This window comes from Sphingomonas profundi (genome assembly GCF_009739515.1).
Lineage (GTDB): Bacteria > Pseudomonadota > Alphaproteobacteria > Sphingomonadales > Sphingomonadaceae > Alterirhizorhabdus > Alterirhizorhabdus profundi.
Genome location: NZ_CP046535.1, coordinates 145,586 through 172,161 on the forward strand (window position 1 = coordinate 145,586; position 26,576 = coordinate 172,161).

The following is a 26,576-nucleotide window of genomic DNA, read 5'->3' on the forward strand; positions in this document are numbered from 1 at the left end:
TCCGGCGGGGAAGCTGTAGCAGTCGGCCCGGGATGAGGATGGACACGATACCGAGCGGAAGCGGCACGAGCGGGCACGGATGGCGGCGGACGGTCGCCGCGCCGCGCCGCCCCGGCCGCTCGGGGGTGGGCCGGGCCTGATCCTCCTTCGCGCCATCCACCATCAGAGGCGTGCGCGCGCCGTCCGCGGGTCGGCGGCGGCGGGGCCGCGTCGCATCGCCGCTTCAGCAGGGGCTGGAACATGAAGATCCTCTACGTTTCCGTCCACTCCGTGCTCGAGGATGACGAGATCCGCATGTTCAAGCGGCTCGGCCACGATGTCTTCCCGCTGGGCGTGAACTTCGGCTTCCAGGCGGTCGAACCGTTCCGCGATCCCATTCCGTTCAACGAAGGCGAGCATGCGCTGCTCGATCGTTTCCACGCGCTCGGCGGCCGCTTCCGCTACGGCGCGCCCTACGCCGCCGAGACGATCGTGCCGGCCGCCTTCGTCGAACTGTTCGACATCGTCGTGGTGATGCACGATCTCGAAATGATCCTGCGGCACTGGCCGGCGCTCTCCGTCCGTCCGGTCGTGTGGCGCACGATCGGCCAGAATATCGAGGGGCTGGAGGAGACGGCGTCGCGGCTGATGGGGCAGGGGCTGAACATCGTCCGCTACTCCCCGGTCGAGCGCCGGGCGCCGGGCTATTGCGGCGAGACGGCGCTGATCCGCTTCGCCAAGCACGAGGACGATTACGGCCCATGGCTCGGCCATTCGGACCATGTGCTGACCTTCGCCAACCTGTTCCGCCAGCGCTATCCGGCCGAGGCCGAGGCCTATGGGCAGATCGTCGCCGGGCTGCCCACCATGCTCGGCGGCGTCGGCAACGAGGGGATGGACGGGGCGGTCGGCCTGCTGACGCCGGAGCAGCAGAAGATCCATTATGATGCGTGCCGCGGCTATCTCTACTGCTCGGGCCGCGAGGTGCCGTACACGCTCAACTTCATGGAGGCGCTGATGACCGGGATGCCGGTGATCGCCTGCGATTTCGCGCCGCGCGGCGCCTATTACGAGGTGCCGGAACTGCTGGCGGACGGCGCCGGCATCGTCGCGACCAACGTGGCGGAAGCGCGCGATGCGATCGTCCGGCTGCTGGAGGACCGCGATTTCGCCGACGAGACGAGCCGCCTGGGCCGGGCGCGGGCCGTGGCGCTGTTCGGCCAGGCGCACGTCTCGCGCCAGTGGGACGATTTGTTCACCGCCCTGGCCGGCTGAGGCGGCGCGCCGGATCGGTTTCGATATCGGTTGCATTTGGCAGGGTTTGGGCTAGCCGACGGCCCATCGCTGCCACGGTGTACGGGAAGACGGATGACGAAGCGTGCGTTGATCACGGGTGTGACGGGTCAGGACGGCGCGTATCTGGCGCAGCTTCTGCTGCGGAAAGGGTATGAGGTCCACGGGATCATCCGTCGCTCGTCGCATCTGGGCGTGGCGGATCACCGGCTGCGGTGGCTGGGGATAGCGGACCGGCTGAAACTGCACGACGCCAACCTGTCGGACCTGTCGTCGCTGGTGCGGGTGGTGAGCGAGGTTAGGCCGGACGAGTTCTACAATCTGGCGGCGCAGAGCTTTGTCGCGACATCGTGGCGGCAGCCGGTGCTGACGGCGAACATCACCGCGGTGGGCGTGACGAACGTGCTGGAGGCGCTCAGGCTGATCAAGCCGGACACGCGCTTCTACCAGGCGTCCTCGTCGGAGATGTACGGGCTGATCCAGCAGCCGGAACAGTCGGAGACGACGCCCTTCTACCCGCGCTCGCCCTATGCGGTGGCCAAGCTCTACGGCCACTGGATCACGGTGAACTATCGCGAGAGCTTCGGCATGCACGCGTCGTCGGGCATCCTGTTCAACCATGAGAGCCCGCTGCGCGGCGTGGAGTTCGTGACGCGCAAGGTGACGGACGGGGTGGCGCGGATCAAGCTGGGGCTGGCGACGGAGCTGCGCCTGGGCAACATCGACGCCAAGCGCGACTGGGGCCATGCGCGCGACTATGTGAAGGCGATGTGGCTGATGCTGCAGCAGGAGACGCCGGACGACTATGTGGTGGCGACGGGCGTGACGACGACGGTGCGCGACATGTGCCGGATCGCGTTCGAGCATGTCGGCTTGGCGATGGACGACCATCTGGTGATCGACCCCGATCTCTTCCGCCCGTCCGAGGTGGACGTGCTGCTGGGCGACGCCACCAAGGCGAAGGCGGCGCTCGGCTGGGCGGCCGAGACCTCGCTCGAGCGGATGATCGTCGAGATGGTCGAGGCCGATCTCGCCCGCCTCTCCCAACCCGCCGCCGTCACCGAACCGCAGCCTGACATCCAGCCCTGACATGGCCGAGGATGCCGGCACGCCGCTGCCCTTCGTGCGGATTCTCGTCACCGGCGCCGACGGCTTCGTCGGCCGCCATCTGGTGCCGGCGCTGGCCGCGCGGCTGGCGCCGGGCGCGCGCATGGTGCTGGCGACCCGCGAGCCCGGCGCGCGCGGTGCCGGAGAGCAAGGCCGGGCCGGGGAGCGGGCCACGCGCGAGGAGATCGCCTTCGACCTCACCGATCCGGCCAGCGTCGCGGCGGCGGTGCGGGCGGTGCGGCCGGACCTCGTCGTCCATCTCGCCGCGCAGGCGTCGGTCGGCCAGTCGCTGAACGCCGCCGCCGGCACCTGGGCGATCAACGTGGGCGGCAGCCTGACCCTGGCGACGGCGCTGGCCGAGCATGCGCCGGCCTGCACCCTGTTCTTCGTCAGCAGCGTGGAGGTGTACGGCCTCAGCTTCAACGCCGGCGTGGCGCGCGAGGATACGGCGATGTGGCCGCAATCCTCCTACTCGCGATCGAAGGCGGCGGCCGAGTGGATGCTGGCCGACGTGCTGCCGCGAACCGCCCGGCTGATCGTGGTGCGGCCCTCCAACCACAGCGGGCCGGGACAGGACGAGCGCTTCGTCATCCCGGCGTTCGCCGCGCAGATCGCCCGGATCGAGCAGGGCGGCCCGGCCGAGATCGCCGTCGGCAACCTGGATGCCGAGCGCGACTTCATGGACGTGCGCGACGTGATCGCCGGCTATATCGGCCTGCTGACCCGCGCCGATACGCTGCCGCCGCGCAATGTCTTCAACGTCGCCTCCGGCCGCACGGTGCGGATCGCGACGATCCTCGCCACCCTGCGCGGCATGAGCCGCGTGCCGACCACCGTCGTCACCGATCCCGCGCGGGTGCGGCCGAGCGAGGTGCCGCTGGCCGCGATCGACGCGGCCGCGTTCCGCGCCGCGGCGGGCTGGGCGCCGCGCCACGCGATCGAGGAGACGCTGGCAACGATTCTCGACGATCAGCGGGCGCGCATCGCCCACGGCTGACGCCCCGGAACCGCAATGCGAAACGCCGCGTTGGCCGGCCGATCATTGCGTATCAGGGAGATTGACGATGAACAGGCTGATGGCGTTCGGCAGCGCGGCGCTTCTCTCGCTCGGCGTGGCGGCGGCGCCCGCATCGGCGCAGAGCGCGGGGCATATCCTGCGCGGCGCCGGCATCGGTGCGGCCGGCGGCGCGGTCGCCGGTGCGCTGATCCCCGGCCTGTCGGTAGGCGAGGGCGCGCTGATCGGCGGCGCGGGCGGCGCGATCGTCAACACGATCGACAAGGGCCACCACCGTTCCTATCGGCACGATCGCAAGTATCGCGGCCGCTACTATAACCGGCGCCGCTACCGGTAGAGACCGTGCGGCGTCGCGGCGGGCGGGCGCTACTCGCCATCGCCGCCGCGACGGTGGCGGCGCCTACTCTCTCGCGCGCACCGCCGCCGCCGACCGGCACGCTGACGCTGGACATGGACGCGCCGGTCATCTCGATCATGATCGGATCGGTGCCGCTGCGGCTGCGCGTGGACTTCGACCAGCGCGACGCGATTGAGCTGAACGCCGCGGCCGCCGACCGGCTGGGTCTGCCGTTCGAGCGCGGCTCCACCGATGATGTCGGCCGGATCGCGGTGCCGAGCCGCGTGGCGACGGCGACCTTCGTGCTGAACGACCGCACGATGATGGCGACGCTTTCCACCCATGGCGATTGCTGCGCCGGCGTGGACGGCGCGATAAGCCCGGCGCTGCTGCCCTACGCGCTGGTCCGCCTGGTGCGGGCCGCCGATCCGGCACGCCCCGCGCTGAGCTTCGCTATGGAGCGCGACGGGGATTTCGGGCTGCAGGCGCGCCAGCGCGTCGGCCGCGAGGCGGTGCGGGTGAAACTCTCCCTGGTGCGTAACGAGACACTTGCGACGGCATCGGCGGGGGCGATCCTGGCGGCGGCGCATGGCGGGCGGTTCGCCGGCGGCACGCAGGCGGTGCCGGTGATGTTCGGCATTGCGCGTCCGGCCCGGCCGATCGCCTTCGATCGTCCCCCCGTGCTCGCCGGCTTCCGCTTCGATTGGCTGCTGGTGCGCACGGCGGATTTCGGCGGGCGACGCCAGCTGCCGCAGGAGGCTGGCGGCACCGACGATATCGTCGTCCGGCGCCGGGTTCCCCGCCAGATCGACTGGCCGGCGATCGTGATCGGGCGAGACCGACTGGACAGGTGCGGCGAAATCGCCTTCTCGCCCCTTACGCTGACGATGACCCTGCGCTGCGACTTCGCCGGATGACGTGCCGCCTGCTGCTGCTGGCGCTCGCCCTGTCTGCCGCGCCGGCCGTCGCGGCCCCGTCCGCCGCGCAGCAAGCACGCAACTTGCGCGTCTATGACAAAGCCTGGTCGCTCGTCGGCCGGCGCTACTGGGACAGGAGCATGCGCGGGCTGGACTGGCCGGCGGAGCGTGCGCGTCTGCGCCCCCAAGCGCGCGACGCGGAGAGCCCGCGCGCGCTCTACGCCGCGATCAACGCGCTGCTCGAACGGCTCGGCGACAGCCACGTCTACGCGCTCAGCCCCGAGCGCGCCGGCTACGATCGCGAGCGCGCGCGGGGCGATGGGGAGAGCGGCTTCGGCTTCGATGCCTATCAGGCGAACGGCGCCTGGTGGATAAGGCAGGTGCAGGCCGGCGGCCCGGCGGCGGCGGCCGGCATGCAGATCGGCTGGAAGCTGGTGTCTGTGAACGGCCGGCCGGTGGACGTGGACGACCATTTCGGCGAAGGCGACGGGGCCGCGCTGGTGCTGCAGGACGAAGGCGGCGCCACCCACGCGATGACGTTGCGCGGCGCACCGCTGCCGCCCGAACCGAGCCGGCGGACGCGGCGGCTGGAGGGCGGCGTGCTGCTGCTGGCGTTCGACCAGTTCGTCGGCGGCGACGATCGCTGGATCGCGCGCGAGCTTGCCGGGGCTCCCCGCCCGCGCGCCGTGATCCTCGATCTGCGCGAGAATGAGGGGGGCGAGGCGGACGTGCTGGATCGCGTCGCCGGCCTGTTCGTGGACCGGCGCAGCGTGGTGCTGCGGCTGACCGCCCGCCGCACCCGCGACGAGACGACGGCGGGCGCGGGCGCGCGCGCGTGGCTGGGGCCGCTGGCGATCCTGGTCGGCCCGCGCACCGCCAGCGCCGGCGAGGCGCTTGCCGCATTCCTGGGCGAGAGCGGCCGCGCGACGACGGTGGGCGAGCGCACGGCGGGCGCGCTGACGGCGGGCGCGACCTATCGCCTGCCGGACGGGGGCCGGCTGACGGTGGCGGAGCACGACATCCGCACGCCGGGCGGCGCGCGGCTGGAAGGGGCGGGCTATCTGCCCGGCATCGTCGTCGTCCCCACGCTGGCGCAGTTGCGGCGCGGTGCGGATCCGGCGCTGGACCGGGCCGTCGCGGCCGTGACGAACGACTATCCGGCCGGGGCGTCCGCCAGCATGTCGCCGCCGAGCGTGCGGTAGAGCTCGACGAGATTGTCGGCGCGGACCAGCCGGGTGGAGGCGAGCGAGCGACGCGCGGTGTAGAGCGTGCGCTGCGCATCCAGGCTGACGAGGAAGCTGTCTATGCCCTCGCGGTAGCGCGCGTCGGCCAGCGTGTAGCTGTCCTGCGCCGCCTCGGCGAGCAGGCGCTGGGCGGCGAACTGCCGATCCACCGTGCCGCGCCGGGCGAGCGCGTCCGCCACCTCGCGGAACGCCGTCTGGATCGTCTGGCGATAGGTGGCGACGGCCACGTCGCGCTGGGCATTGGCGTAGGCGAGGTTGCCGCGATTGGCGCCGCCGTCGAAGATCGGCACGCTGGCGGTGGGTGTGGCGGACCAGGTGAAGGCGCCGCCGGTGAACAGCGACGACAAAGCGGTGCTGGCGAAGCCGGCGACGGCGGTGAGGCCGATCGTGGGGAAGAAGGCGGCGCGCGCGGCGCCGATACGGGCATTGGCGGCGCGCAGCGTATATTCGGCCTGCACCACATCCGGCCGACGCAGCAGGATGCGCGAGTCGAGCCCCGCGGGCAGCTCGCTTAGGCTCTGGTCGACGCTCTCGATCGAGGCGGGCAGCTCAGCATCCGTCACGGCCACGCCCATCAGCAGATCGAGCGCATTGCGGTCCTGCGCGACGATCGTCGTCAGGTCCGCGCGATCCGAACGGGCCTGCGCCAGCACGGTCTCCGCCTGGCGCAGATCGGTGCGCGGGGCGACCCCGCCCGATAGCCGCGCGCGGGTGAGATCGACGCTGCGCTGGGCGCTCTTCTCGGTATCGGCGGCGATGGCGAGCAGGCTGCGATCGGTGGCGAGCGTCAGCCAGGCGCTGGCGGTATCGGCAACGAGGGTGAGCCTGGCGGCGCGGGCAGCGGCCTCGGTGGCGAGATATTCCTGGAGCGCGGCTTTGCTGAGGTTGCGGATGCGGCCGAACAGATCGAGCTCGAACGCGGCGCCGACATTGGCGGTGTAGACGGTGCGGGTGCCGCCGCCGCCGGTGGTGACGACGGTGCCGCCCGTGCCGGTGCCGCCGGTGCCCGTATCGGTGCCTGTTCCCGTTCCGGTGCCCGTGCCCGTGCCCGTACCCGTTCCGGTCCCGACGGTGGTGCCGGTGGTGGACGTGCCGTTGCCGCCGCCGTCGCTCACTGAGACGCGGGCATTGCCATCGAGCGAGGGCAGCAGGGCGGCGCGCTGGACGCGGTAGAGCGCGCGCGCCGAGGCGATGTTCGCCACCGCGATCGCCACGTCCTGGTTGTTCGCCAGCGCGCGGGCGATCACGCTCTGCAGGCGTGGATCGCGGAAGATGTCGCGGTAGCTGATCGCCGGCAGCGTCGCCTCGGTCTGACGCAGATAGGCGTCGCCGACGGGCCAGCTCGGCGGCACCGGCGGTTCCGGGCGGAGATATTTGGGCTCCAGGCTGCACGCGGCGAGCGCCGCGAGGCTGGCGATGGCGGCGAGGCGCCGGATCATGCCGGCTGCTCCTGCGGCGCGGCGCCCGGCGGGCCGTCGCGCTTCTCGTTCTCTGCTCTCTCGCCCTCCGCCTTGTCTTCGTCCTTCCGCTCGCCGGCGTGGCCGAACCAGCGGCGGACGAGGACGAAGAACAGCGGGATGAAGAAGATCGCCAGCGCCGTCGCCGTCAGCATGCCGCCGATCACGGCGGTGCCGATGGCGACGCGGCTGAGGGCGCCCGCGCCGGTCGAGATCGCCAGCGGCAGCACGCCGAAGATGAAGGCCAGGCTCGTCATGATGATCGGCCGCAGCCGCAGCCGTGCCGCCTCCAGCGCCGCCTCCGCCGGGCTGGCGCCGCGCTTCTCCGCCTGTTCGGCGAACTCGACGATCAGGATCGCGTTCTTGGCGGACAGGCCCATCGTGGTGAGCAGGCCGACCTGGAAGTAGACGTCGTTCTCCAGCCCGCGCAGCGCCACCGCGATCGCGGCGCCGACCAGGCCGAGCGGGATGACCATCATGACCGAGAAGGGGATCGACCAGCTCTCGTACAAGGCCGCCAGGCACAGGAAGATGACGAGCAGCGACAGACCGTACAGGATGGGCGTCTGCCCGCCGGAGAGCCGTTCCTGATAGGAGAGACCGCTCCACGCGACGGACACGCCCGGCTGCTCGGTGGCGAGCTCGGCGATGCGCTCCATCGCGTCGCCGGAACTGTAGCCGGCCGCCGGCTGGCCGTTGATCTCGAAGGCGGACTGGCCGTTGAAGCGGGCGAGGGTGGTAGGCGCCTGGCCCCAGCTGGTGCGGGAGAAGGCGGAGAAGGGCGCCATCGTGCCGGTGGCGGTGCGCACGAACCAGTTGGCCAGATCCTCCGGCCGCGCGCGATAGGGCGCATCGCCCTGCACGTAGACGCGCTTCACCCGCCCGCGATCGACGAAGTCGTTGACGTAGGTGCCGCCCCACGCGGCCGAGAGAGTGGAATCGACCTGGCTCTGGGTAAGGCCGAGGGCGCCGACCTTCTCCTGATCGATCACCACCTGCAAGGTCGGCACGTCCTCCAGCCCGTTCAGGCGCACGTTGGATAGGGCCGGATCGTTGCGCGCCGCGGCCAGCAGCTGCTGCTCGCGCTGCTTGAACGTCTGGCGATCGAGTCCGCCGGTGTTCAGCAGCTCCAGGGTGAAGCCGCTCGACTGGCCAAGGCCGCGCACGGCGGGCGGGCTGGTGGAGTAGAATTCCACGTCGCGCAGTTGCGCCGAGAGCGCCTTGGTCGCGCGCTGGTTGATCGCGTCGGCGTTGTTCTCCTTGCCCTTGCGCTCGTCCCACGGCGCGAAGGCGATGAAGCCGCGCCCGGCATTCTGGCCCGATCCGCCAGGGCCGCCGCCGACGATCATGTACATGACGGAGGTGTTCTTCGGCTCGGACTGGCGGAAGTAGGTCTCGATCGCCTTGGCGGCGTTCAGCGTCCGCTCCTGCGTGGCGCCCGGCGGCAGGGTGAATTGCAGCTGACCGCGGCCCTGATCCTCCACCGGCAGGAAGCTGGTCGGCAGGCGCACGAACACCACCACCAGCAGGGCGGTGATGCCGAGATAGACGAGCATCGCCAGCCACGGCCGGTGGATCACCTTGTCCACGCCGCTGCGATAGCGATCCGCCGTGCGGTTGAACCAGTTGTTGAACTTCTCGCCATATTTGTGGGCAAAGCGGGCGACGCGGTTGCCGCTCTCCGCCCGGTCCTTGTCCGGCCGCTTCAGCAGGGTGGCGGCGAGCGCCGGCGAGAGCACGAGAGCGACGACCACGGAGAGCATCATCGAGGACACGATGGTTATCGAGAATTGCCGATAGATCACGCCGACCGAGCCGCCGAAGAAGGCCATCGGCATGAACACGGCCGAGAGCACCAGCGCGATCGCGATCAGCGCCGTCTGGATTTCCGCCATCGACTTGATCGTCGCGTCGCGCGGGGAGATGTCGTCCTCCTCCTCCATCACGCGCTCGACATTCTCGACGACGACGATCGCGTCGTCCACCAGCAGGCCGATCGAGAGGACGAGGCCGAACAGGGTGAGCGTGTTGATCGTGAAACCGAACAGGGCGAGGATGCCGAACGTGCCGAGCAGCACCACCGGCACCGCGATCGCCGGGATCAGGGTGGCGCGCCAGCTCTGGAGGAACACGAACATCACGATGACGACGAGGATGATCGCCTCGATCAGCGTCTTGATGACCTCCTCGACGGAGAGCTTGATGAAGGCCGTGCTGTCGTTGGGAAAGGCGTATTTGTAGCCGCCCGGAAAGGCCTTGGCGCGCGCCTGCACCTCGGCGCGGACGAGCTCGGCCGTCTTCAGCGCATCCGCGCCCGGCGCCAGCTGCACGGCGATGCCCGCGCCGGGATGGCCGTTCAGCCGGCTGATCGTGCTGTAATTCTCGGTGCCCAGCTCCACCCGCGCGACATCCTGCAGCAGCACGCGGGAGCCGTCCGTCTGCGTCTTGACGATGATCTTCTTGAACTCGTCCACGTTCGTCAGCCGCGATCGGGCGGTGACGATCACGTTGAGCATCTGCCCGGGCGGCGAGGGCTGGGCGCCGAGCTGGCCGGCCGCCACCTGCGTGTTCTGCGCCTGGATCGCCGTCGTCACGTCCGCCGGGATCAGCCCGAAGCTGGCGAGGCGGAACGGATCGAGCCAGATGCGCATCGCATATTGCGCGCCGAACACGTTGACGTCGCCGACGCCCGGCAGCCGGCCGATCGGATCCTGAAGGGTGGAAACGAGATAGTCGGAGACGTCGAACACGCTCGTCCGGTCCGTCTCGTCATAGACCGAGACGACCATCAGGAAATCGGCGTTCGACTTGGTGACGACCAGGCCCTGCTGCTGCACCTGGCTGGGCAGGCGGGGCAGCGCCTGCTGCACCTTGTTCTGCACCTGCACCTGGGCGATGTCGGGATCGGTGCCCTTCTCGAAGGTGACGGTGACGGTCACCTGCCCGGCCGAGCTGGACGTTGCCGAGAAGTAGATCAGCCCGTCGATGCCGGTCAGCTGCTGCTCGATCACCTGGGTGACGGAGGATTCAAGGATTTCGGCCGAGGCGCCGGGGTAGGTGGCGCGGATGTTCACCGCCGGCGGCGCGATATCGGGATATTGCTCCACCGGCAGCGAGAGGATGCCGCCGATGCCGCCGAGCATTATGACGATCGCGATGACCCAGGCGAAGATCGGCCGATCGATGAAGATGCGGGAGAGCATCGCGGATCAGGACTTCGGCGCTTGCGAGGATCCGTCCTTGTCGCCGGCCTGCGGCGCCGGCTTCGCCCGGGAGCCGGCGGGGACCGGGCGGATGGGCTGCTTGTCCTTGATCCGGCCGAGCCCCTCGACGATCACCTTGTCGCCCGGCTTCAGCCCGCCCGTCACCAGCCAGGCGGCGCCGATCGTGCGATCGGCCTTCACCACGCGCTGCACCGCCTTGTTGCCGGGGCCGACGAGCAGCACCGTGGCCTTGCCCTGCGGATCGCGCGAGATGCCGGCCTGCGGCACCAGGATCGCATCCGTCGCCGTCGCCTGCGACAGCTTGGCGCGCACATACATGCCCGGCAGCAGCAGGCCTCTGGGATTGGGGAAGGTGGCGCGCAACGTGACGGAGCCGGTGCTGGTATCGACGACCGGCTCGGCGAATTCGATGCGGCCGGCGGGGCCATAGTCGCTGCCATCCTCCAGCACCAGGCGGACGGCCGCCGAGGACGGCACGATGCCGTTGCCCGAGGCGAGCGCGCGCCGCAGCGCCAGCAGGTCGGCGCTCGACTGCTGGATATCGACGAAGATCGGGTCGAGCCGCTGGATCGTCGTCAGCGGATCGGCCTGGCCGGAGGTGACGAGCGCGCCGACGGTGAACAGCGAGCGACCGATGCGGCCGGTGATCGGCGCCGGCACGCGGGTGAAGCGCAGGTTGATGTTGGCGGTATCGAGCAGCGCGCGCTGCTGCGCCACGGTGGCGGCGGCCTGGCCGGCGGTGGCCTGCGCATCGGCGAAGTCCTGCCGGCTCACGGCCTCGATGTTCGCGAGCGGGCGGTAGCGTTGCGCCCGCGCCGCCGCCGCCACGCGCGCCGCCTCGGCATTGGCGAGGTTCGCGCGCGCCTCCGCCGCTGCGGCGCGGTAGAGGCTGGGATCGATCTGGTAGAGCGTCTGCCCGGCCTTCACGATCGTGCCCTCGGTGAACAGCCGCGCCTTAACGAGGCCGCTCACCTGCGGGCGCACCTCGGACGTCTCGTAGGCGTTCGTGCGGCCCGCCAGCTCGATCGCGAGCGGCACGCGCTGGGTGCGGACCACGACGAAGCCGGCCTCGGGAACCGGCTTCTCCTTCGACTTGTCCTTCGCCGAGCCGCAGGCGGCGACAGCCAGCAGAAGCATTAGACAGGACGCGCGCCGCAACGGTGGCACTTTCATCTGGCGTTCTCGGGAGCGGGGCGCATCGACAATTGGCTAGGTTCGCACCCAACCCCTGTCAATTGCCTGAACTCCCCATGCCGGGCGCGGTTCCGCTGCGCTGCACAACGGCGCGTCGGCAACGCGGATCAGGATATCCGCAGGACCTGCTTGCCGAAGTTCGCGCCCTCGAACAGCCGCCGCAGGGTGGCGGGCGCATTCTCGAAACCGGTCTGCTCGTCCACCTGCCAGCGCAGGCTGCCGGCGAGGGCGAGGGCGGTGAGGCGGCGGCGGATATCCGGATAGTCGGCGGCGTGATCGAACACGATGAAGCCGCCCATGGTGGCGCGGCGCATCACCAGGTTGAAATAATTGCCAGGGCCGGTCGGCTTGCCGCCCGTCTCGTAGCGGCTGATGCCGCCGCAGATCACCACCCGCGCGCCGTGCGCGATCACGCCGAGCATCGCATCGAGGGTGGGGCCGCCGACATTGTCGTAGGCGACATGGACGCCGCCGGGCGCCGCGGCGCGGAGCTGCGCCTTCAGGTCGCCGGCTTTGTAGTCGAGCGCGACGTCGAAGCCGGCCTCCTCCGTCAGCCAGCGGCATTTCGCCTCGCCGCCGGCGATGCCGATCGTGCGGCAGCCGGCGATGCGGGCGAGCTGGCCGACGATCGAGCCGGTCGCCCCGGCCGCGCCCGACACCAGCACCGTATCCCCCGTCACCGGCTTGCCGACCCGGAACAGGCCGACCCAGGCGGTGAGCCCGGTGAGGCCGAGCAGCGACAGCATCGCGGTGGGCGGCAAGGCGGGCTCGACGGCATCGTAGCCCTCGCCGTCCGTCACGACATATTCGCGCCAGCCGGTCATGCCGGTGAGCAGGGTGCCGACCGGCAGCGCCGGATTGCGGCTCTCGATCACCTCACCCAGGCCGATGCCGCGCATCACGTCGCCGATCGCCATCGGCGCGACATAGTCGCCGAAATTCTCCATCCAGCCCTTCTGCGCCGGCTCGAACGCCAGCCAGCGCAGCTTCAGCAGCACCTCGCCAGGGCCGGGCGCCGGGCGGGGCACCTCGACGAGGCTGAAGTCGCCGTCCTCCAGCGCGCGGCCGCGTGGGTGGGCCGCCAGCCTGAACTCGCGCATCGTCTCCGCCATGATCCTCTTGCCCTCTCGTCTTCAGGCCTGCGGCGGCGGACGATCGGCCGGGGGCACGATCCGCCCCTCGCGCGCGCGGTAGACATATTGGCTCGCCACCAGCCACCCCTTCAATGGGCGGAGCGGGGCGAGGCAGGTAACTAGCAGGAATGGCAGGCTGGTGAGCAGGTGCACCCAGAAGGGCGGATCGAAGCGCAGCTGGATCCAGATCGCCAGCACCACGCTGGGCACGCAGCCGAAGCAGATGACGAAGAAGGCCGGGCCGTCCGCCGGATCAGCGAAGCCATAGTCCAGCCCGCAGACCTCGCAGGCGGACCGCATCGAGAGGAAGCCGCTGAAGATGTGGCCCTTGCCGCAGCGCGGGCAGAGACCGCGCACGCCGGTGCGGATCGGATCGAGCCGGGGCCAGCTGTCGGGCCCGGTCTCGGGCGGGGGGACGGGGTCCATGGCTTTCCTTCCAGACAGGCGGGTCAACCGGCGCTCGCCCGAACCGCCGGTCGCGGCTATGCAGCGGACGAGAGGATGGCTCAAGAATGCAGATCAATCGGCCGCGCGGCGACTTCGACTATGTGATCGTGGGCGGCGGCAGTGCCGGCTGCGTGCTGGCCAACCGGTTGAGCGCCGATCCGCGCAACCGCGTGCTGCTGCTGGAGGCCGGCGGCGAGGACGACTGGCTGTGGATCCATGTGCCGGTGGGCTACCTCTACTGCATGGGCAATCCGCGCACGGACTGGGGCTTCCGCACCGAGCCCGAGCCCGGCCTGAACGGCCGCGCGCTGAACTATCCGCGCGGCCGCGTGCTGGGCGGTTCCTCCTCGATCAACGGCATGATCTACATGCGCGGCCAGGCGCGCGACTATGACGGCTGGCGGCAGGCCGGGAATGTCGGCTGGGCGTGGGACGACGTGCTGCCGTGGTTCCGCCGATCCGAGAATCATTTCGGCGGCGAGGACGCGCATCACGGCGCCGGCGGCGAGTGGCACGTCGCCGAGCAGCGGCTGCGCTGGGATATATTGGATGCCTTTCGGGACGCGGCGGAGGCGGCCGGCATCCCGAAGATCGACGATTTCAACCGCGGCGACAATGAGGGATCGGGCTATTTCCGGGTGAACCAGCGTGGCGGCTGGCGGTGGAGCAGCGCCAAGGCGTTCCTCCGCCCGGCGCTGAACCGGCCGAACCTGACGGTGGAGACGCATGCGGTGGTGCAGCGCGTGACGATCGCCGACGGGCGGGCGACCGGCATCCTCTACGCCAAGGACGGCGCGACGTGGCTGGCGCGGGCGGGCGAGGTGGTGCTGGCGGCGGGCGCGGTGGGATCGCCGGCGATCCTGGAACATTCCGGCATCGGCGACGGCGATCGGCTGCGCGCGCTGGGCATCGCGCCGCTGCTGCACTTGGCCGGCGTCGGCGAGAATTTGCAGGACCATCTGCAGATACGCTGCGCCTACAAGGTCTCCGACGTGCCGACGCTGAACATGCGCGCCGGCACATGGCTCGGCAAGGCGCTGATCGGCCTGGAATATGCGCTGTTCCGCAAGGGGCCGATGTCCATGGCGCCCAGCCAGCTCGGCCTGTTCGCGCGATCGAACGCGCGGGTGGAGACGGCGAACCTGCAATATCATGTCCAGCCGCTGAGCCTGGACAGCTTCGGCGAGGCGCTGCACGCCTTTCCCGCGTTCACCGCCAGCGTGTGCAACCTGCGGCCGGAGAGCCGCGGCTCGATCCACGTGGGCGATCCCGATCCGGCGGTGCCGCCGGCGATCCGGCCGAACTATCTGTCGGCCGAGGCGGACCGGATCGTCGCGGCCGAATCGATCGAGCTGACGCGGCGGATCGTGGCGCAGCGGCCGCTCGCCCGCTACCGCCCCGAGGAGTTCCGCCCCGGCGTGGAGATCCAAGGGTCCGAGGCGCTGGCGCGGGCGGCCGGCGACATCGCCACCACCATCTTCCACCCGGTCGGCACCGCGCGCATGGGGACGGACGATGCGGCGGTCGTCGACCCGGAACTGCGGGTGCGCGGGGTGGCGGGGCTGCGGGTGATCGATGCCTCGGTGATGCCGACGATCACGTCCGGCAACACGAACTCGCCGACGATCATGATCGCGGAGAAGGGCGCCGACATGATCCTGAAGGCGCGCCTGGCCTGATCGTCCGCCTCACACCAGCCCGGTGAGATAGTAGACGGCGATCACCAGGAACACGGTGGCCGTCTTGATGCCGGTGAGCGCCAATATGTCCTTATAGGCCTGGCGGTGGGTCAGCCCCGTCACCGCCAGCAGCGTGATGACGGCGCCGTTGTGCGGCAGCGTGTCCATGCCGCCGCTGGCCATGGCCGCTACGCGGTGCAGCACCTCGCGCGGCACGCCCGCCGCGTCGCCGGCGGCTGCGAACTGATCGGCCATCGCCGCCAGCGCGATCGAGAGCCCGCCGGAGGCGGAGCCGGTGATGCCGGACAGGGTGGTGACGGTGATCGCCTCGTTGACCAACGGATTGGGGATGGCGCGCAGCCCCTCCTTCACCACCAGGAAACCGGGCAGCGCCGAGATGACGCCACCGAAGCCATATTCCACCGCCGTGTTCATGCCCGCCAGCAGCGCGCCGCCGACCGCCGCCTTCGACCCTTCGGTGAAGCGGGCGGTAACGGTGCGGAAGGCGGTGGCGACGATCGTCAGGATGCCGAGCAGCAGCGCCCCTTCCACCGCCCACAGCGCCGAGACCTGCTTCACGTCCACCACCACCGGCGCCTTCAGCCCGACCAGCGAGAGGGTGACGCTGTCCCCCGCTAGGCGCGGGATGGCGATCGTCAGCACCAGGTTGGCGATGCCGACCACCAGCAGCGGCAGCAGCGCGACGAGCGGGTGGACGGCCGGCGTCTCGCCGTGCGTGTCCGGCTCGTTCAGCAGGTTGGTGCCGTAGCCCTCGCCGGCCGCGGCCAGGCTGCGGCGGCGCCAGTCGAGATAGAGCAGGCCCATGGCGACGATGAACAGCGATCCGATCAGCCCCAGCACCGGCGCCGCCCAGGTGGTGGTGCCGAAGAAGCTGGCCGGGATGATGTTCTGGATCTGCGGCGTGCCGGGCAGCGCATCCATGGTGAAGGTGAGCGCGCCCAGGCCGATCGTGGCGGGCACCAGCCGCTTGGGAATGTCCGCCCGGCGGAACATCTCGGCGGCGAACGGATAGACGGCGAACACCGCGACGAACACCGATACGCCGCCATAGGTGAGCAGCGCCGTGACCGCCATGATCGAGGGGATCGCCCGCTTCGAGCCGACGAAGCCGATCACGGCCGCCACGATCGCGCGCGAGAAGCCCGATATCTCCACCATCTTGCCGAACACGGCGCCGAGCAGGAAGACCGGGAAATAGAGTCGCAGGAAGCTGCCGACCTTGTCCATGAACAGGCCGGAGAAGGCGGCGGGCACGGCCGCCGGATCGGTGAGGAACACCGCCAGCATCGCCAGCAGCGGCGCCATGATGATGACGCTGAGGCCGCGATAGGCCGCGATCATCAGCAGGATCAGCGCCAGTGCTGCGATCGCGACGTCCATCACCCGGCCCTCTCATGCCACCCCGCTCCGCCCTGTGCAGGCGAAGGTGGGGGATAAGCAAGAGGCGGATCGCGCCCGGCGGCCGCCACGTGGGGGCGCCGGGCGCGGACGATCACTCGGCGGCGGCGGGCGTTCCGGCGAGCGCGACCTGTTCCGCGCGGGCGGCGGACGCCCGGTCGGCGGCGACGCGGGCGTTGTGCGCGGTCTGCCAGTGGCTGATCTTGCCGGCCGGGATGGTGTGCAGCACGGCGCTGCGGTCGCCCCGGGCGATCGGCCGATAGGCGTGGACGGCGCCCTTGCCGGACGGGCCGGCGACGGCGACATGGGTGTCGGCCACGCTGGTGCCGGCGACGGCGGGCGCGGCGGCAAGCGCGGTGGCGGCGGCGAGGGCGGTGAGCGCGAGGCGGGCGAACATGGCGTTTGTCTCCTGATGATGTCTGTTGCCGGAGACGTAGGACCGGCGCTTTGCTGATCCTTCGCGTGGGCGTTACGAAACATGTCCATGTGGCTGGCGCGCCAACGCGGATGGCCGCGCCGTAACAAATCGTTGCGCCGGGCCGGGCGGGGCGCCGGCGGGGCGGCCCGGCGCCGTGCGGCGGTTGACCGTGCCTGCCGGCCTGCCTAACTCGACCGACATGGTTTCACCCGTCATCCTGCTCGTCGAGGACGATCCCGCCCTCCGCACGCTCACCACCCGCGCCCTTCAGGAGAATGGCTACCTCGTCCGCCCCGCATCCTCCGCGCCCGAGATGTGGCTGGCCTTCGACAAGGAGCCGGTCGATCTCGTGCTGCTGGACATCATGTTGCCGGGCACCAGCGGCATCGAGCTCTGTCGCCTGATCCGCCAGAAGAGCGACGTGCCGATCATCTTCGTCAGCGCCAAGGGCAGCGAGACGGACCGCGTGATCGGCCTGGAGCTGGGCGCCGACGACTATATCGCCAAGCCGTTCGGCACGCGCGAGCTGATCGCGCGGGTGCGCGCCGTGCTGCGCCGGGGCGGGCTGGAGCGGCAGCAGGGCGATCGCGGCGAGGGCCTCGCCCGCTTCGACGGCTGGACGGTGAGCTTCCCGCGCCGCGAGCTGACCTCGCCCGGGGGCGCGGTAGTGGACCTGACCGGCGCCGAGTTCGACCTGCTCGCCAGCCTGCTGGACCATCCGCAGCGGGTGATCGCGCGCGAGCGGCTGATCGAGCTCTCGCGCACGCGGCTGGGCGATTCGTCCGATCGCAGCATCGACGTGCTTGTCAGCCGGCTTCGCCGCAAGCTCTCCAGCGCCGGCAAGTCCGCGCCGATCGTCACCGTGCGCGGCGTGGGCTACATGCTCAACGTCGAGGTCGAGCGATCGTGAGGCGCGAGGCGTGAGTCGGGTCGCGTGAGGCGGCTCTGGGCGCGGCCGTCGGTGGGGCTGATCGGCCGCGTCTTCGCGATCCTGCTGCTCACGACCATCTTCGAGTTCGCCGCCAGCACCTATCTGTACGAGCGGGCCAGCCGCTTCTCCGTGCGCGAGGACGAGGCGCGGCGGCTGGCCGAGCATCTGGTGATCGCCCGCAAGCTGATGTCGGAACGCTCGTGGCGCGAGCGGCCGGCGATGGCCGAGCGGCTGACGACCGATCGCTATGACATGCGCTGGGGCGCCAGCTTCCCCGCGCCGCCGCCGGTGGCGCCGGGGCTGGACGAGATGCAGCGGCAGGTGGTGGCGTGGGAGCCGACGCTCGCCTCGTCCGACCTGCGGCTGCGGCTGACCTCGCCGGGGCGGCGCGGCATCGTCGTCGGCGGGCTGCGTCTGGGGGACGGGACGTGGCTGCGGTTCAGTACCGCCGGGCACATCCACGGCTGGGATCTGGCGCTCGGCCGGATCGTGCTGGCGCTGGTGCCGGCCTTCGCGCTGATCGTGCTCGGCGGGCTGATGGTGCGGCGGCTGCTGCGGCCGATGGGCCGGCTGGCCCATGCCGCCGAGCGGATCGGGCTGGGCGGCAGCGAGATGGTGGCGGAGGGCGGCCCGGCCGAGCTGCGCCGCGTGATCCGCGCGTTCAACGGCATGCAGGAGCGGATCCACCGCCTGATCGGCGATCGCACGCAGGCGCTGGCGGCGGTGGGGCACGATCTGCGCACGCCGCTCGCCCGGCTGCAGCTGCGCGCCGACGAGATCCCGGAGCCGGCGATGCGCCAGGCCATGCTGGGCGACGTGGCCGAGATGGAGGGCATGGTCGCCTCGCTGCTCGCCTATCTCGGCGGCGAGAACGATCCCGAGGAGCGCAAGCGCATCGACGTGGCGGTGCTGGCCGCGACGATCGTCGACGATGTCGTCGATCGCGGCGGCGATGCGCGCTACGAGGGCGCCGACCATGTCGAGATGGCGGTGCGCCCGCTCGGCCTGAAGCGCGCTCTGGGCAATCTGGTGAACAACGGCCTGCATTACGGCCAGCGCGTGACGGTGACGGTGGTGGAGGCCGCGGACCACGTCACCCTGTGCGTCGACGACGACGGGCCGGGCATCCCGGAGGCGGACCTCGCGCGCGCCCTCGATCCGTTCACCCGGCTGGATCCCGCGCGCGGCCGCAACACGCAGGGGCTTGGCCTGGGCCTCGCAATCGTCGCGCGGTTCGTGGCGCTGGAGAAGGGCATCGTGCGCCTGAGCAACCGTTCCGAAGGCGGGCTGCGCGCCGAGATCGTCCTGCCGCGCTGAGCGATCGGCCCACGGGGAAGGCAACACTTCCTTACAGCCGTGAGCATGTGCAGCAAAGCATCGTCGCTATCCGGACTCCAAGAGACCGCGACTCCGTCCCGGGCGCGGCACCCATCAGGAGTAGCGACATGAACGAGCTCATCGGACGCGTCTTCAGCTTCGAGAAGCACACCTTCCCCAACCAGAGCGACCTCTACGGCCGCCTCGCCCGCGACGGCCAGAGCCCGAAGGCGCTGATGATCTCCTGCGCCGATTCCCGCATCGTGCCGGAGCACATCATGCAGGCCGAGCCCGGCGACCTCTTCGTCTGCCGCAACGCCGGCAACATCGTGCCGCCCTACGCCACGCAGAACGGCGGCGTCACCTCGACCGTCGAATATGCCGTGCTGGCGCTGGGCATCCGCGACATCATCGTCTGCGGCCATTCCGACTGCGGCGCGATGAAGGCGGTCGCCAACCCGGCGGGGCTGGAGAAGATGCCCAACGTGGCGGCCTGGCTGAAGCACAGTTCCGCCGCCGAGCAGGTGGTGTCGAGCGCCTATGACGATCTCGATCCGGTCGCGCGCGTGCGTGCGGTGAGCCTGGAGAATGTCGTCGCCCAGCTCGCCCACCTGCGCACGCATCCGTCGGTCGCCGCGGGCATCGCCCGTGGCGAGATCGCGCTGCACGGCTGGTTCGTGGATATCAACGAGGGCATGGTGCTGGGCCTGGACGGGGAGACCGGCCGCTTCGTGCCGCTGCGCGAGAGCGATGCGCTGCCGGTCGCGCTGCCGCACCGGCAGCGGCTGGCCTCCGGCGTCGAATTCGCGGCCGCCGCGGAATGACCGCCCCGGCCGCGTCGCTCGTCGGCGGCATGCCCTTTGCCAAGGGGACGATCGTGCGGGATTTCACCGCGTCGATCGTCGTCTTCCTGGTGGCGATGCCGCTGTGCATGGGCATCGCCATCGCCTCCGGCGTGCCGCCGGAGAAGGGGCTGATCACCGGCATCATCGGCGGCATCGTGGTCGGCGCGCTGGCCGGATCGCCGCTGCAGGTGAGCGGCCCGGCGGCCGGCCTTGCCGTGATCGTGTTCGAGATCGTGCGCGACCAGGGTCTCTCCGCACTCGGCCCGATCCTGGTGATCGCCGGCCTGATCCAGATCGCCGCCGGGCTGTTCCGCCTGGGCGGCTGGTTCCGCGCGATCTCCCCGGCGGTGGTGCACGGCATGCTCGCCGGCATCGGCGTGCTGATCGTCGTCGGCCAGTTCCACGTGCTGTTCGATGCGCGGCCGCTGGCGAGCGGACTGGAGAATGTCGCGGCGATGCCGGGCCGCGTGCTCGGCCTGTCGCTGGACATCCGCTCGGCCGAGCTCGCCTTCTTCGTCGGCGTCGTCACGATCCTGTCGATGCTCGGCTGGGAGAAGTTCCGCCCGGCGGCGATGAGGCTGGTGCCGGGTGCCCTCGTCGGCGTCGTGGCGGGCACGCTGGTCGCCTTCTTCCTCGGCCTCGCCGTGTCGCGCGTGCAGGTGCCGGCCTCGATCTTCGCGGCGATCGTGCCGCCGGGGCCGGACTATCTCTCCCGCCTGATCGATCCGACGATCCTGGCGACGGCCATCGCCATCGCCTTCATCGCCAGCGCCGAGACGCTGCTCTCGGCAGCGGCCGTCGACCGCATGCATGACGGCCCGCGCACCGACTATAACAAGGAGCTGCGCGCCCAGGGCATCGGCAACATGCTGTGCGGCCTGGCGGGCTCTCTGCCGATGACGGGCGTGATCGTCCGCAGCTCGGCGAACGTGCAGGCGGGCGCGATGACACGCGCCTCGGCGATGATGCACGGCGCCTGGATTCTGGGCTTCATCGTGCTGCTGCCGTGGCTGCTGCGCGAGATCCCGATGGCGGCGCTCGGCGGCATCCTGGTCGTCACCGGCTGGCGGCTGGTGAGCCTCAGCCACGTGCGCCACCTGTTCGCCCAATATGGCGCGCTACCGGCGCTGATCTGGGCGGCGACCCTGGTGATGGTGGTGACGACCGATCTGCTGACCGGCGTGCTCGTGGGCCTCGGCCTGTCCTTGATCGAGCTGATCCCCCATGTCCGCCGTCTGCGCCTGCGGGTGGACCAGCGGCACGACGAGGCCGGCAGCGAGATAACGCTGGACGGCGCGGCCACCTTCGTCTCGCTGCCGCGCCTGAACGCGGCGCTGGACGCGGTGCCCGAGGGCCGGCCGGTGCGGCTGGACATGGTCGGCGTCGACGCGGTCGATCACACCGCGGCCGAGATGCTCGGCGAGTGGCTGAACCGCAAGCGGGCGGCCGGCAACACGGTGGACGTGGCGGGCGCGCCCGGCCACCTGGCGAAGCTGGCCACCCACTCCTGAGCCGCGCCGGCAATATTTCGTCACGCCGGAGACACGCACCGGACGAGAGGATGTCTGGTGCAGCAACAAAGCGTGCTGCACCGGACACAACCCCAGCCGCAGCGGGGCGCAGACCGATCAGCGCGCTTCTGGTCCCGGCGATATCTGCCTAGTTCGACACGTCCCCGACGATTGCTGCGCCGCCGCATGAGCGGTCGAGACGCGGTCACGGCGCAGGGATGCAGGAGGAACGGGAACCGTAGAAGGGGAATGTTCCATGCGCTACTCGATTGCTCTCGCGGCACTCGCTCTCACGACGGCGGTGCCGGCCACTGCGCAGGATGCGCCGACCGCGCCGTTCAAGGTCTCTGGCTCAGCGGGCCTCGTATCCGAATACCGCTTCCGCGGCGTCTCCCAGTCCGACAAGGAGCTGGCGGTGCAGGGCGGCTTCACCGTCGCGCACGAGAGCGGCCTGTATGTCGGCACCTGGGGCTCGAACCTGTCCGGCTGGGGCACGTTCGGCGGCGCCAACATGGAGCTGGACCTGATCGCCGGCTTCAAGAAGACGTTCGGCAGCGCCACGGTGGACGTGGGCGCCACCTGGTACATGTATCCGGGCGGCTTCGACAACACCGACTTCATCGAGCCCTATGCCAAGCTCTCCGGCACCATCGGCCCGGTGAGCCTCACCGCGGGCGCCGCCTACGCGCCCAAGCAGGAGGCGCTGGGCGCCTGGTATCTGAACGGCACCTCCGCGGCGAACGGCGTCTATGACGATCCCGGCGACAAGAACGACAACCTGTATTTGTGGGGCGACGGCAGCGTCGGCGTGCCGAACACCGGCCTCACGCTGAAGGGCCATATCGGCTATTCGAACGGCAATAAGGGCCTGGGCCCGTTCGCCACCTCCGTCGCCCCGACCGGCGAATATTGGGACTGGCTGGTCGGCGCCGACTATGTGATCCCCAGCCTGCCGATCACGATCGGCGTCGCCTATGTCGATACCGACATCTCCAAGCGCGAGTCCGCCTACCTCCAGCCCAGCTTCTCGCGCGGGCAGGACGGCGCCGGCTCGATCGCCGATGCCGCCGTGGTGTTCTCGATCACCGCGGCCTTCTGAGCGGGCGGGGCGGCACGCCGCCGCCCCTCCGCCACGCGGCGATCCGCGTCGCCGCCAGCACCGCCGCCAGCAGCAGCAGCGGCGCGATATCGAAGCTGGCGCGGTTATTCTCCCACACGTCGAAGCTGCTCGACACGAGGATGACGAAGCCGCCGATCATCAGGATCGCGGCTTCCGTCGCCACCCGCGGATCGGGCCAGCGGCGGGCGCGCACGGCCGCCAGCAGCGCCAGCGCCAGCAGCAGCCCCTCCACAGCGAAGCCGATCGTGACGAGCCATTTGCCATAGGCCATCTGCAGCAGCGGCGCCTGCGGCCGGCCCGGATCCAGCGTGCCGCCGAACCAGGCGACGGGTTGCAGGCCGACGGTCGCGTTCGCCAGCCGCTCCCACGGGGCGATGATCGCCAGGTTGCGCTCCAGCCCCTTGAACTCGCTGGCGGGGCGGTGGAAGTGGTAGATGGAGGTGGCCAGCACGCGGGCGAAGCCGGCCGGATCGGCCCGCAGCGCCGCCCTGGCGTCCGCCGTGCGCGCCGCGCCGATGCGGGTGTAGACGATGTGGTTCCAGTTATAGTCGCCGGTCGACTTGCGCACGGCGTCCAGGCTCGGCTCGCCGGTGGCGGCGATCGGTGGCAGCAGCGCGAGATAGGCGTCCGGCGGCGAGAGGCCGTCGATCACGGCCAGGGGCGAGAGGCGGCCGTCGGCGATCATCGCCCGGCGCAGCGCCGGCGGCAGGCGATCGACCGTGGTGTGATCGATGTTCAACGGCGCCCAGCTGCTGAGCCCGGCGACGCCGAACAGCAGCAGGTTCTTGGCGATCACCGCCGCGATCGCCGCCGCCGGCAGCGCCGCGGCGGCAGCGACCCGCAGCCGTTGGCCGCGCGCGAACAGCAGGCACGCGGCAGCGACGGCGGCGAACACGATCGGGTGGATCATCGATCGCAGCAGCACCACCGCCGCCAGCACGGCGAAGCCGAACGCCAGCCGCCCGGCCGAACGGCGCGCGACGCCGCCGTGCAAGCCCCACAGCGCCATGCAGAGCAGCCACGGCACCAGCCCGTCATAATAGAGCTTCTGCGAGAACAGCAGCACCGCCGGCGACACGCACCACCAGCCGGCGAGCAGCAGTGCCAGCCCCGGCCGCCCGGTGAGATCCCGCGCCAGCGCGTGGAAGGCGAGGATGCCGCCCAAGGTGACGGCGGCGTAGAAGGCGTCCAGCGCCCAGCCGAAGCCGTCCGGCGCCAGCGGCAGGGCAAGGCCGACGATCAGGTTGAACAGCGGCGGCTGGCTGTGCAGATACCAGAGCGTGCGCCACAGATGATCGCGCAGCAGCGCCACGTCGGCGATCTGCATCCAGCTGGCGAGATTGGTCGCATCGAAGCGGCAGCCGAGCGCCAGCAGCGCCAGCCGCGCGCCTGCGTAGAGCAAGGCGAGCGCCCGGCCCGGCCGTGCGAGCAGCCATCCCCAGATTCCGGCCAAGCGCCGCCTCCGATCCGTTCGCTGCGTTCTTAAGGCGGGCTTTGCTAACAAGCCCTTCACCGTGGGGCGGCGGGCGGCCAGGGCGCGATCGTGCGGAGGCTATTGCGCCGCGCGCGACCGCGCGACCCGACGAAAGGAGAGGGTGCGCGGCCCTCCGGAACATGCTCGACCAGGCCGATGCTCGATGGAGTTCGCGCACGCCGTGGCCCAGGGAAAGGACCGCCATGAAGCCGAGAGACCTCGCCTACCTCCTCGATCGCAACGCGCTGGAGGAGCGGCTGATCGCCTATTGCACGGCGGTCGATTCATTGAGCGACATGGACGGGCTGCTCGACTGCTTCACCGAGGACGCCGTGTTCGATCTCGGCGGCATCGGCCTGCCGCGCTTCGAGGGGCGCGAGGCGATGCGCGGCTTCTTCACCCAGGTGTTCGCCGACATGACCCATCACGGCCACGCCTGCACGAACTTCGTCGTCGACCGGCTGGAGGAGAATGAGGCGACCTGCCGCGCCTTCATCATCGGCCTGGGCGCATCGCATGACGGCACCCAGATCCAGGTCTATGTCCGCTACTTCCTCGATTATGTCCGCACCGAGGATGGCTGGAAGATCGCCAGCTTCGCCGAATCGACGATCATGCCGCTGCCGCCGGAAGTGACCGCGGTGCACGCGCGGGACTGAGGCGGGGATCGGGCGCGGGCGCGGCCAGCGTCAGTCCTCCCGGTCGATCGCCGGGAACCCCTCGACGCCTTTGTGATCGCCGAAGCCGCCCTCGCGCAGCGCCTGCGCGGTCCGCGCCGCGCGCGCGTCCGCCTCGCGCACCAGGTCGCGATCCTGCGCGGTGGGGTCGAGCCCGCCGGCGGCGTGGCCGCCGGGGCGGGCGGCGCGGTTCTGCTGCGGGTCTTCGGCCGGGCGATCGGCCTCGGGGGCCTGGCCGGGGCGCTTCTCTTCCATCTGCCTGTCTCCTGTCGCTGCGTCGCCAACGATGCACGCCGCCGCGTCGTTCCGGCGCTGCCGCCGACACGATCGTCGAGGACGGCCGCGGCGGAACCGATGTCATGCGCCTTCGAACACATCGAAACGCGAAATGGTCGTCTATCTTCCGCGCTGGCTGGCGGTGCTAGGATTTCGACACGGCGGTCTTCATCGGTGATCGCGCGCCGGCCTTGCTCAGCAGGGACATCAGCGCGGCTGCGATCAGGAAGCCGGTCAGGGCCGCATAGCCGGCCAAAGCATAGTTTCCGCTCACATCGAAGAGACGCCCGCAAAGGATCACGCCGGCGACGCTGCCCAGCGAATATGCCATGAAGAGGCACCCGTAGAGCGCGGCAAAGGCTTTCGCCCCGAAGTAGCGGCGGATCGCAAATGCCGCGAGATCCCCTTCTGTGCCCAGCGCGAGCCCGAGCATGAAGCCGGCACCCGCCAGCACCGGGAACGACCGCGTGATATCAAGCGCAAGCAGGGGCGTAGCCGCAGCGCCGAGAAGATAGGCGCCCGCGCCGACATATCGGATTGGCAACGCATCCAGCAGAGGGCCGCCGACCAGACGCCCGAAAATCAGCCCCATGCCGTTGGCGGCGACGACGATTATCACGGCACCGTGATCGAGCCCGCGATCGTCCAACATGGCAGCGACATGATATGTCATGCCAAGTCCGCTCGCACAGCCCAAGGCAATGGCGACGATCAGAAGGAGCATCCGGCGATCGCGGATCGCGACGCGGAATGGCGTGTCCGCGTCCCGACCCGTATCGCGCGGGGCGATACCCGTTCCGTAATCGCGAACGCCGACCTTGCCGATCGTCAGCGCGAGGATGCCGCCGGCGAGCATGATCGCGGCCATCGCCTGGTAGGCGACACGCCAGCCATCGGCCACGATGACGCTCTCGATCAGGTGCGCGAATATCGCCGGCCCCAGACCGACGCCAGCCATGGCACAGGCCAGCGCAAGTCCCAGGCGGCGGTCAAACCATCCGGAGACCAAGCTCAGATAGCCGGTCGGGCTCGTCGCGGCACCCAGGGCGCCGATCAGCAGGCAGGTCAGCGAGAAGGCGGTGGCGCTTGAAGGAAGCGCGCTGAGACAGGCGACGGCCGTGGCCAGAGCGATGGTGGCCGCGAGGATGACGCGCGGCGGACCGAAACGATCGATCACGAACCCCTGGACCGGTGCCCCGAAGGCGAGCCCGAGCAGCGCGGCGGCCGTTGCCGCCGACGTAGTGGCGCGGGACCAGCCGAAGTCTGCGGAGATAGGCTTGACGAACAGGGACGTCGTACCGACGAACAAGCCGACCAGGCCGGTCGCGAGGCCGATCAGGGCTGCCACCACAACGCGGATCTGGCGCTGGCGCAGCGGGCGGCGGGGGTCCGCACCCTCTGCTGCGTTCCGGGTCTCGATCACAAGCTGCGTCTCCACTTCGGCCGGGTTCACCAAGACCGGCGAAGCGGCGTGGCATCCGTTCTAGACCATCCGTCCGCCGTCACCGAGCGTCCGCGCCGGTGGGGCGGGGGCAGGGCGCCGGGATCGACCATCTCGCGCA

The 26,576-nt window shown here is 70.5% G+C and carries 23 protein-coding genes; 13 read left to right on the forward strand and 10 right to left on the reverse strand.

The window, feature by feature from the left end; translation table 11 throughout:
- The first annotated feature begins 240 nt into the window (after positions 1 to 240).
- The 6 genes from GNT64_RS00660 to GNT64_RS00685 all read left to right on the forward strand — a co-directional run bounded on the left by GNT64_RS00660 (position 241) and on the right by GNT64_RS00685 (position 5,850).
- On the forward strand, positions 241 to 1,254 hold the full coding sequence (locus GNT64_RS00660) for a glycosyltransferase (RefSeq protein ID WP_156677780.1): 1,014 nt from the start codon (positions 241 to 243) through the stop codon (positions 1,252 to 1,254).
- Positions 1,255 to 1,347: 93 nt separating this feature from the next.
- On the forward strand, positions 1,348 to 2,361 hold the full coding sequence (gene gmd, locus GNT64_RS00665) for a GDP-mannose 4,6-dehydratase (protein WP_156677781.1): 1,014 nt from the start codon (positions 1,348 to 1,350) through the stop codon (positions 2,359 to 2,361).
- 1 nt (position 2,362) lies between these two features.
- Complete coding sequence (locus GNT64_RS00670; RefSeq protein WP_156677782.1) at positions 2,363 to 3,376, forward strand: GDP-mannose 4,6-dehydratase; 1,014 nt, start codon at positions 2,363 to 2,365, stop codon at positions 3,374 to 3,376.
- 67 nt (positions 3,377 to 3,443) lie between these two features.
- The gene (locus GNT64_RS00675; RefSeq protein WP_156677783.1) at positions 3,444 to 3,731 is read left to right on the forward strand and encodes a hypothetical protein; all 288 of its coding nucleotides are present in this window, start codon (positions 3,444 to 3,446) and stop codon (positions 3,729 to 3,731) included.
- 5 nt (positions 3,732 to 3,736) lie between these two features.
- Positions 3,737 to 4,648, forward strand: a complete 912-nt coding sequence (locus tag GNT64_RS00680) for a hypothetical protein (RefSeq protein WP_156677784.1) — start codon at positions 3,737 to 3,739, stop codon at positions 4,646 to 4,648.
- Positions 4,645 to 5,850, forward strand: a complete 1,206-nt coding sequence (locus tag GNT64_RS00685) for a S41 family peptidase (protein ID WP_156677785.1) — start codon at positions 4,645 to 4,647, stop codon at positions 5,848 to 5,850. The genes GNT64_RS00680 and GNT64_RS00685 overlap by 4 nt, the downstream gene beginning before the upstream one ends.
- Here GNT64_RS00685 and GNT64_RS00690 read toward each other — a convergent pair.
- The 5 genes from GNT64_RS00690 to GNT64_RS00710 form a co-directional block, all read right to left on the reverse strand.
- Positions 5,802 to 7,331: an efflux transporter outer membrane subunit gene (locus GNT64_RS00690; protein WP_156677786.1), complete on the reverse strand. Its 1,530-nt coding sequence runs from the start codon at positions 7,329 to 7,331 to the stop codon at positions 5,802 to 5,804. The two genes, GNT64_RS00685 and GNT64_RS00690, sit on opposite strands and share 49 nt — an antisense overlap.
- Positions 7,328 to 10,552 (reverse strand): efflux RND transporter permease subunit, encoded by a 3,225-nt coding sequence (locus GNT64_RS00695; protein ID WP_156677787.1) that lies wholly within the window; start codon positions 10,550 to 10,552, stop codon positions 7,328 to 7,330. The genes GNT64_RS00690 and GNT64_RS00695 overlap by 4 nt, the downstream gene beginning before the upstream one ends.
- 6 nt (positions 10,553 to 10,558) lie before the next feature.
- Positions 10,559 to 11,710, reverse strand: a complete 1,152-nt coding sequence (locus GNT64_RS00700) for an efflux RND transporter periplasmic adaptor subunit (RefSeq protein ID WP_277873253.1) — start codon at positions 11,708 to 11,710, stop codon at positions 10,559 to 10,561.
- A gap of 164 nt (positions 11,711 to 11,874) precedes the next feature.
- Positions 11,875 to 12,879 (reverse strand): NADP-dependent oxidoreductase, encoded by a 1,005-nt coding sequence (locus tag GNT64_RS00705; protein ID WP_156677789.1) that lies wholly within the window; start codon positions 12,877 to 12,879, stop codon positions 11,875 to 11,877.
- Between the two features lie 21 nt (positions 12,880 to 12,900).
- Positions 12,901 to 13,326 (reverse strand): DUF983 domain-containing protein, encoded by a 426-nt coding sequence (locus GNT64_RS00710; protein ID WP_156677790.1) that lies wholly within the window; start codon positions 13,324 to 13,326, stop codon positions 12,901 to 12,903.
- A gap of 86 nt (positions 13,327 to 13,412) precedes the next feature.
- On the opposite strand from GNT64_RS00710, the gene GNT64_RS00715 reads away from it, so the two are divergent.
- Positions 13,413 to 15,026: a GMC family oxidoreductase gene (locus GNT64_RS00715; RefSeq protein ID WP_156677791.1), complete on the forward strand. Its 1,614-nt coding sequence runs from the start codon at positions 13,413 to 13,415 to the stop codon at positions 15,024 to 15,026.
- 9 nt (positions 15,027 to 15,035) lie between these two features.
- On the opposite strand, the gene GNT64_RS00720 is transcribed toward GNT64_RS00715, so the two are convergent.
- Positions 15,036 to 16,427, reverse strand: coding sequence for a GntP family permease (locus tag GNT64_RS00720; RefSeq protein WP_156677792.1), 1,392 nt, complete (start codon positions 16,425 to 16,427; stop codon positions 15,036 to 15,038).
- A gap of 112 nt (positions 16,428 to 16,539) precedes the next feature.
- Positions 16,540 to 16,842, reverse strand: a complete 303-nt coding sequence (locus tag GNT64_RS00725) for a hypothetical protein (RefSeq protein WP_156677793.1) — start codon at positions 16,840 to 16,842, stop codon at positions 16,540 to 16,542.
- A gap of 220 nt (positions 16,843 to 17,062) precedes the next feature.
- Between GNT64_RS00725 and GNT64_RS00730 the strand changes: the two genes are divergently transcribed.
- From GNT64_RS00730 to GNT64_RS00750, 5 genes are all read left to right on the forward strand, one after another.
- Positions 17,063 to 17,773 (forward strand): response regulator transcription factor, encoded by a 711-nt coding sequence (locus tag GNT64_RS00730; protein WP_156677794.1) that lies wholly within the window; start codon positions 17,063 to 17,065, stop codon positions 17,771 to 17,773.
- 24 nt (positions 17,774 to 17,797) lie between these two features.
- The gene (locus GNT64_RS00735) at positions 17,798 to 19,111 is read left to right on the forward strand and encodes an ATP-binding protein (protein WP_231639162.1); all 1,314 of its coding nucleotides are present in this window, start codon (positions 17,798 to 17,800) and stop codon (positions 19,109 to 19,111) included.
- A gap of 128 nt (positions 19,112 to 19,239) precedes the next feature.
- Positions 19,240 to 19,935: a carbonic anhydrase gene (locus GNT64_RS00740; RefSeq protein WP_156677795.1), complete on the forward strand. Its 696-nt coding sequence runs from the start codon at positions 19,240 to 19,242 to the stop codon at positions 19,933 to 19,935.
- Complete coding sequence (locus GNT64_RS00745) at positions 19,932 to 21,467, forward strand: SulP family inorganic anion transporter (protein WP_231639163.1); 1,536 nt, start codon at positions 19,932 to 19,934, stop codon at positions 21,465 to 21,467. The genes GNT64_RS00740 and GNT64_RS00745 overlap by 4 nt, the downstream gene beginning before the upstream one ends.
- 256 nt (positions 21,468 to 21,723) lie before the next feature.
- Positions 21,724 to 22,566, forward strand: coding sequence for a TorF family putative porin (locus GNT64_RS00750; RefSeq protein ID WP_156677796.1), 843 nt, complete (start codon positions 21,724 to 21,726; stop codon positions 22,564 to 22,566).
- Here GNT64_RS00750 and GNT64_RS00755 read toward each other — a convergent pair.
- A complete protein-coding gene (locus GNT64_RS00755) occupies positions 22,550 to 24,040 on the reverse strand; it encodes a hypothetical protein (protein ID WP_156677797.1) in 1,491 nt (496 codons plus the stop codon). The two genes, GNT64_RS00750 and GNT64_RS00755, sit on opposite strands and share 17 nt — an antisense overlap.
- A 224-nt stretch (positions 24,041 to 24,264) precedes the next feature.
- On the opposite strand from GNT64_RS00755, the gene GNT64_RS00760 reads away from it, so the two are divergent.
- The gene (locus GNT64_RS00760) at positions 24,265 to 24,720 is read left to right on the forward strand and encodes a nuclear transport factor 2 family protein (protein WP_197277210.1); all 456 of its coding nucleotides are present in this window, start codon (positions 24,265 to 24,267) and stop codon (positions 24,718 to 24,720) included.
- A 30-nt stretch (positions 24,721 to 24,750) separates the two neighbouring features.
- Here the strand turns inward: GNT64_RS00760 and GNT64_RS00765 are convergent, their stop codons facing one another.
- Both GNT64_RS00765 and GNT64_RS00770 read right to left on the reverse strand, forming a co-directional pair.
- Positions 24,751 to 24,993: a hypothetical protein gene (locus tag GNT64_RS00765; RefSeq protein ID WP_156677799.1), complete on the reverse strand. Its 243-nt coding sequence runs from the start codon at positions 24,991 to 24,993 to the stop codon at positions 24,751 to 24,753.
- 166 nt (positions 24,994 to 25,159) lie between these two features.
- Positions 25,160 to 26,467 (reverse strand): MFS transporter, encoded by a 1,308-nt coding sequence (locus GNT64_RS00770; RefSeq protein WP_231639164.1) that lies wholly within the window; start codon positions 26,465 to 26,467, stop codon positions 25,160 to 25,162.
- Positions 26,468 to 26,576: the final 109 nt, after the last annotated feature.

What these genes read in the sequence shown, in the direction of transcription:
- GNT64_RS00745 (WP_231639163.1), top strand. Translation starts at nt 19,932, where the DNA reads ATGACCGCCCCGGCCGCGTCGCTCGTCGGCGGCATGCCCTTTGCCAAG.
- GNT64_RS00675 (WP_156677783.1), top strand. Translation starts at nt 3,444, where the DNA reads ATGAACAGGCTGATGGCGTTCGGCAGCGCGGCGCTTCTCTCGCTCGGC.
- gmd (WP_156677781.1), top strand. Translation starts at nt 1,348, where the DNA reads ATGACGAAGCGTGCGTTGATCACGGGTGTGACGGGTCAGGACGGCGCG.
- GNT64_RS00690 (WP_156677786.1), bottom strand. Translation starts at nt 7,331, where the DNA reads ATGATCCGGCGCCTCGCCGCCATCGCCAGCCTCGCGGCGCTCGCCGCG.
- GNT64_RS00740 (WP_156677795.1), top strand. Translation starts at nt 19,240, where the DNA reads ATGAACGAGCTCATCGGACGCGTCTTCAGCTTCGAGAAGCACACCTTC.
- GNT64_RS00695 (WP_156677787.1), bottom strand. Translation starts at nt 10,552, where the DNA reads ATGCTCTCCCGCATCTTCATCGATCGGCCGATCTTCGCCTGGGTCATC.
- GNT64_RS00700 (WP_277873253.1), bottom strand. Translation starts at nt 11,710, where the DNA reads ATGCTTCTGCTGGCTGTCGCCGCCTGCGGCTCGGCGAAGGACAAGTCG.
- GNT64_RS00750 (WP_156677796.1), top strand. Translation starts at nt 21,724, where the DNA reads ATGCGCTACTCGATTGCTCTCGCGGCACTCGCTCTCACGACGGCGGTG.
- GNT64_RS00730 (WP_156677794.1), top strand. Translation starts at nt 17,063, where the DNA reads ATGGTTTCACCCGTCATCCTGCTCGTCGAGGACGATCCCGCCCTCCGC.
- GNT64_RS00660 (WP_156677780.1), top strand. Translation starts at nt 241, where the DNA reads ATGAAGATCCTCTACGTTTCCGTCCACTCCGTGCTCGAGGATGACGAG.
- GNT64_RS00725 (WP_156677793.1), bottom strand. Translation starts at nt 16,842, where the DNA reads ATGTTCGCCCGCCTCGCGCTCACCGCCCTCGCCGCCGCCACCGCGCTT.
- GNT64_RS00670 (WP_156677782.1), top strand. Translation starts at nt 2,363, where the DNA reads ATGGCCGAGGATGCCGGCACGCCGCTGCCCTTCGTGCGGATTCTCGTC.
- GNT64_RS00760 (WP_197277210.1), top strand. Translation starts at nt 24,265, where the DNA reads ATGAAGCCGAGAGACCTCGCCTACCTCCTCGATCGCAACGCGCTGGAG.
- GNT64_RS00715 (WP_156677791.1), top strand. Translation starts at nt 13,413, where the DNA reads ATGCAGATCAATCGGCCGCGCGGCGACTTCGACTATGTGATCGTGGGC.
- GNT64_RS00685 (WP_156677785.1), top strand. Translation starts at nt 4,645, where the DNA reads ATGACGTGCCGCCTGCTGCTGCTGGCGCTCGCCCTGTCTGCCGCGCCG.
- GNT64_RS00705 (WP_156677789.1), bottom strand. Translation starts at nt 12,879, where the DNA reads ATGGCGGAGACGATGCGCGAGTTCAGGCTGGCGGCCCACCCACGCGGC.
- GNT64_RS00765 (WP_156677799.1), bottom strand. Translation starts at nt 24,993, where the DNA reads ATGGAAGAGAAGCGCCCCGGCCAGGCCCCCGAGGCCGATCGCCCGGCC.
- GNT64_RS00710 (WP_156677790.1), bottom strand. Translation starts at nt 13,326, where the DNA reads ATGGACCCCGTCCCCCCGCCCGAGACCGGGCCCGACAGCTGGCCCCGG.
- GNT64_RS00720 (WP_156677792.1), bottom strand. Translation starts at nt 16,427, where the DNA reads ATGGACGTCGCGATCGCAGCACTGGCGCTGATCCTGCTGATGATCGCG.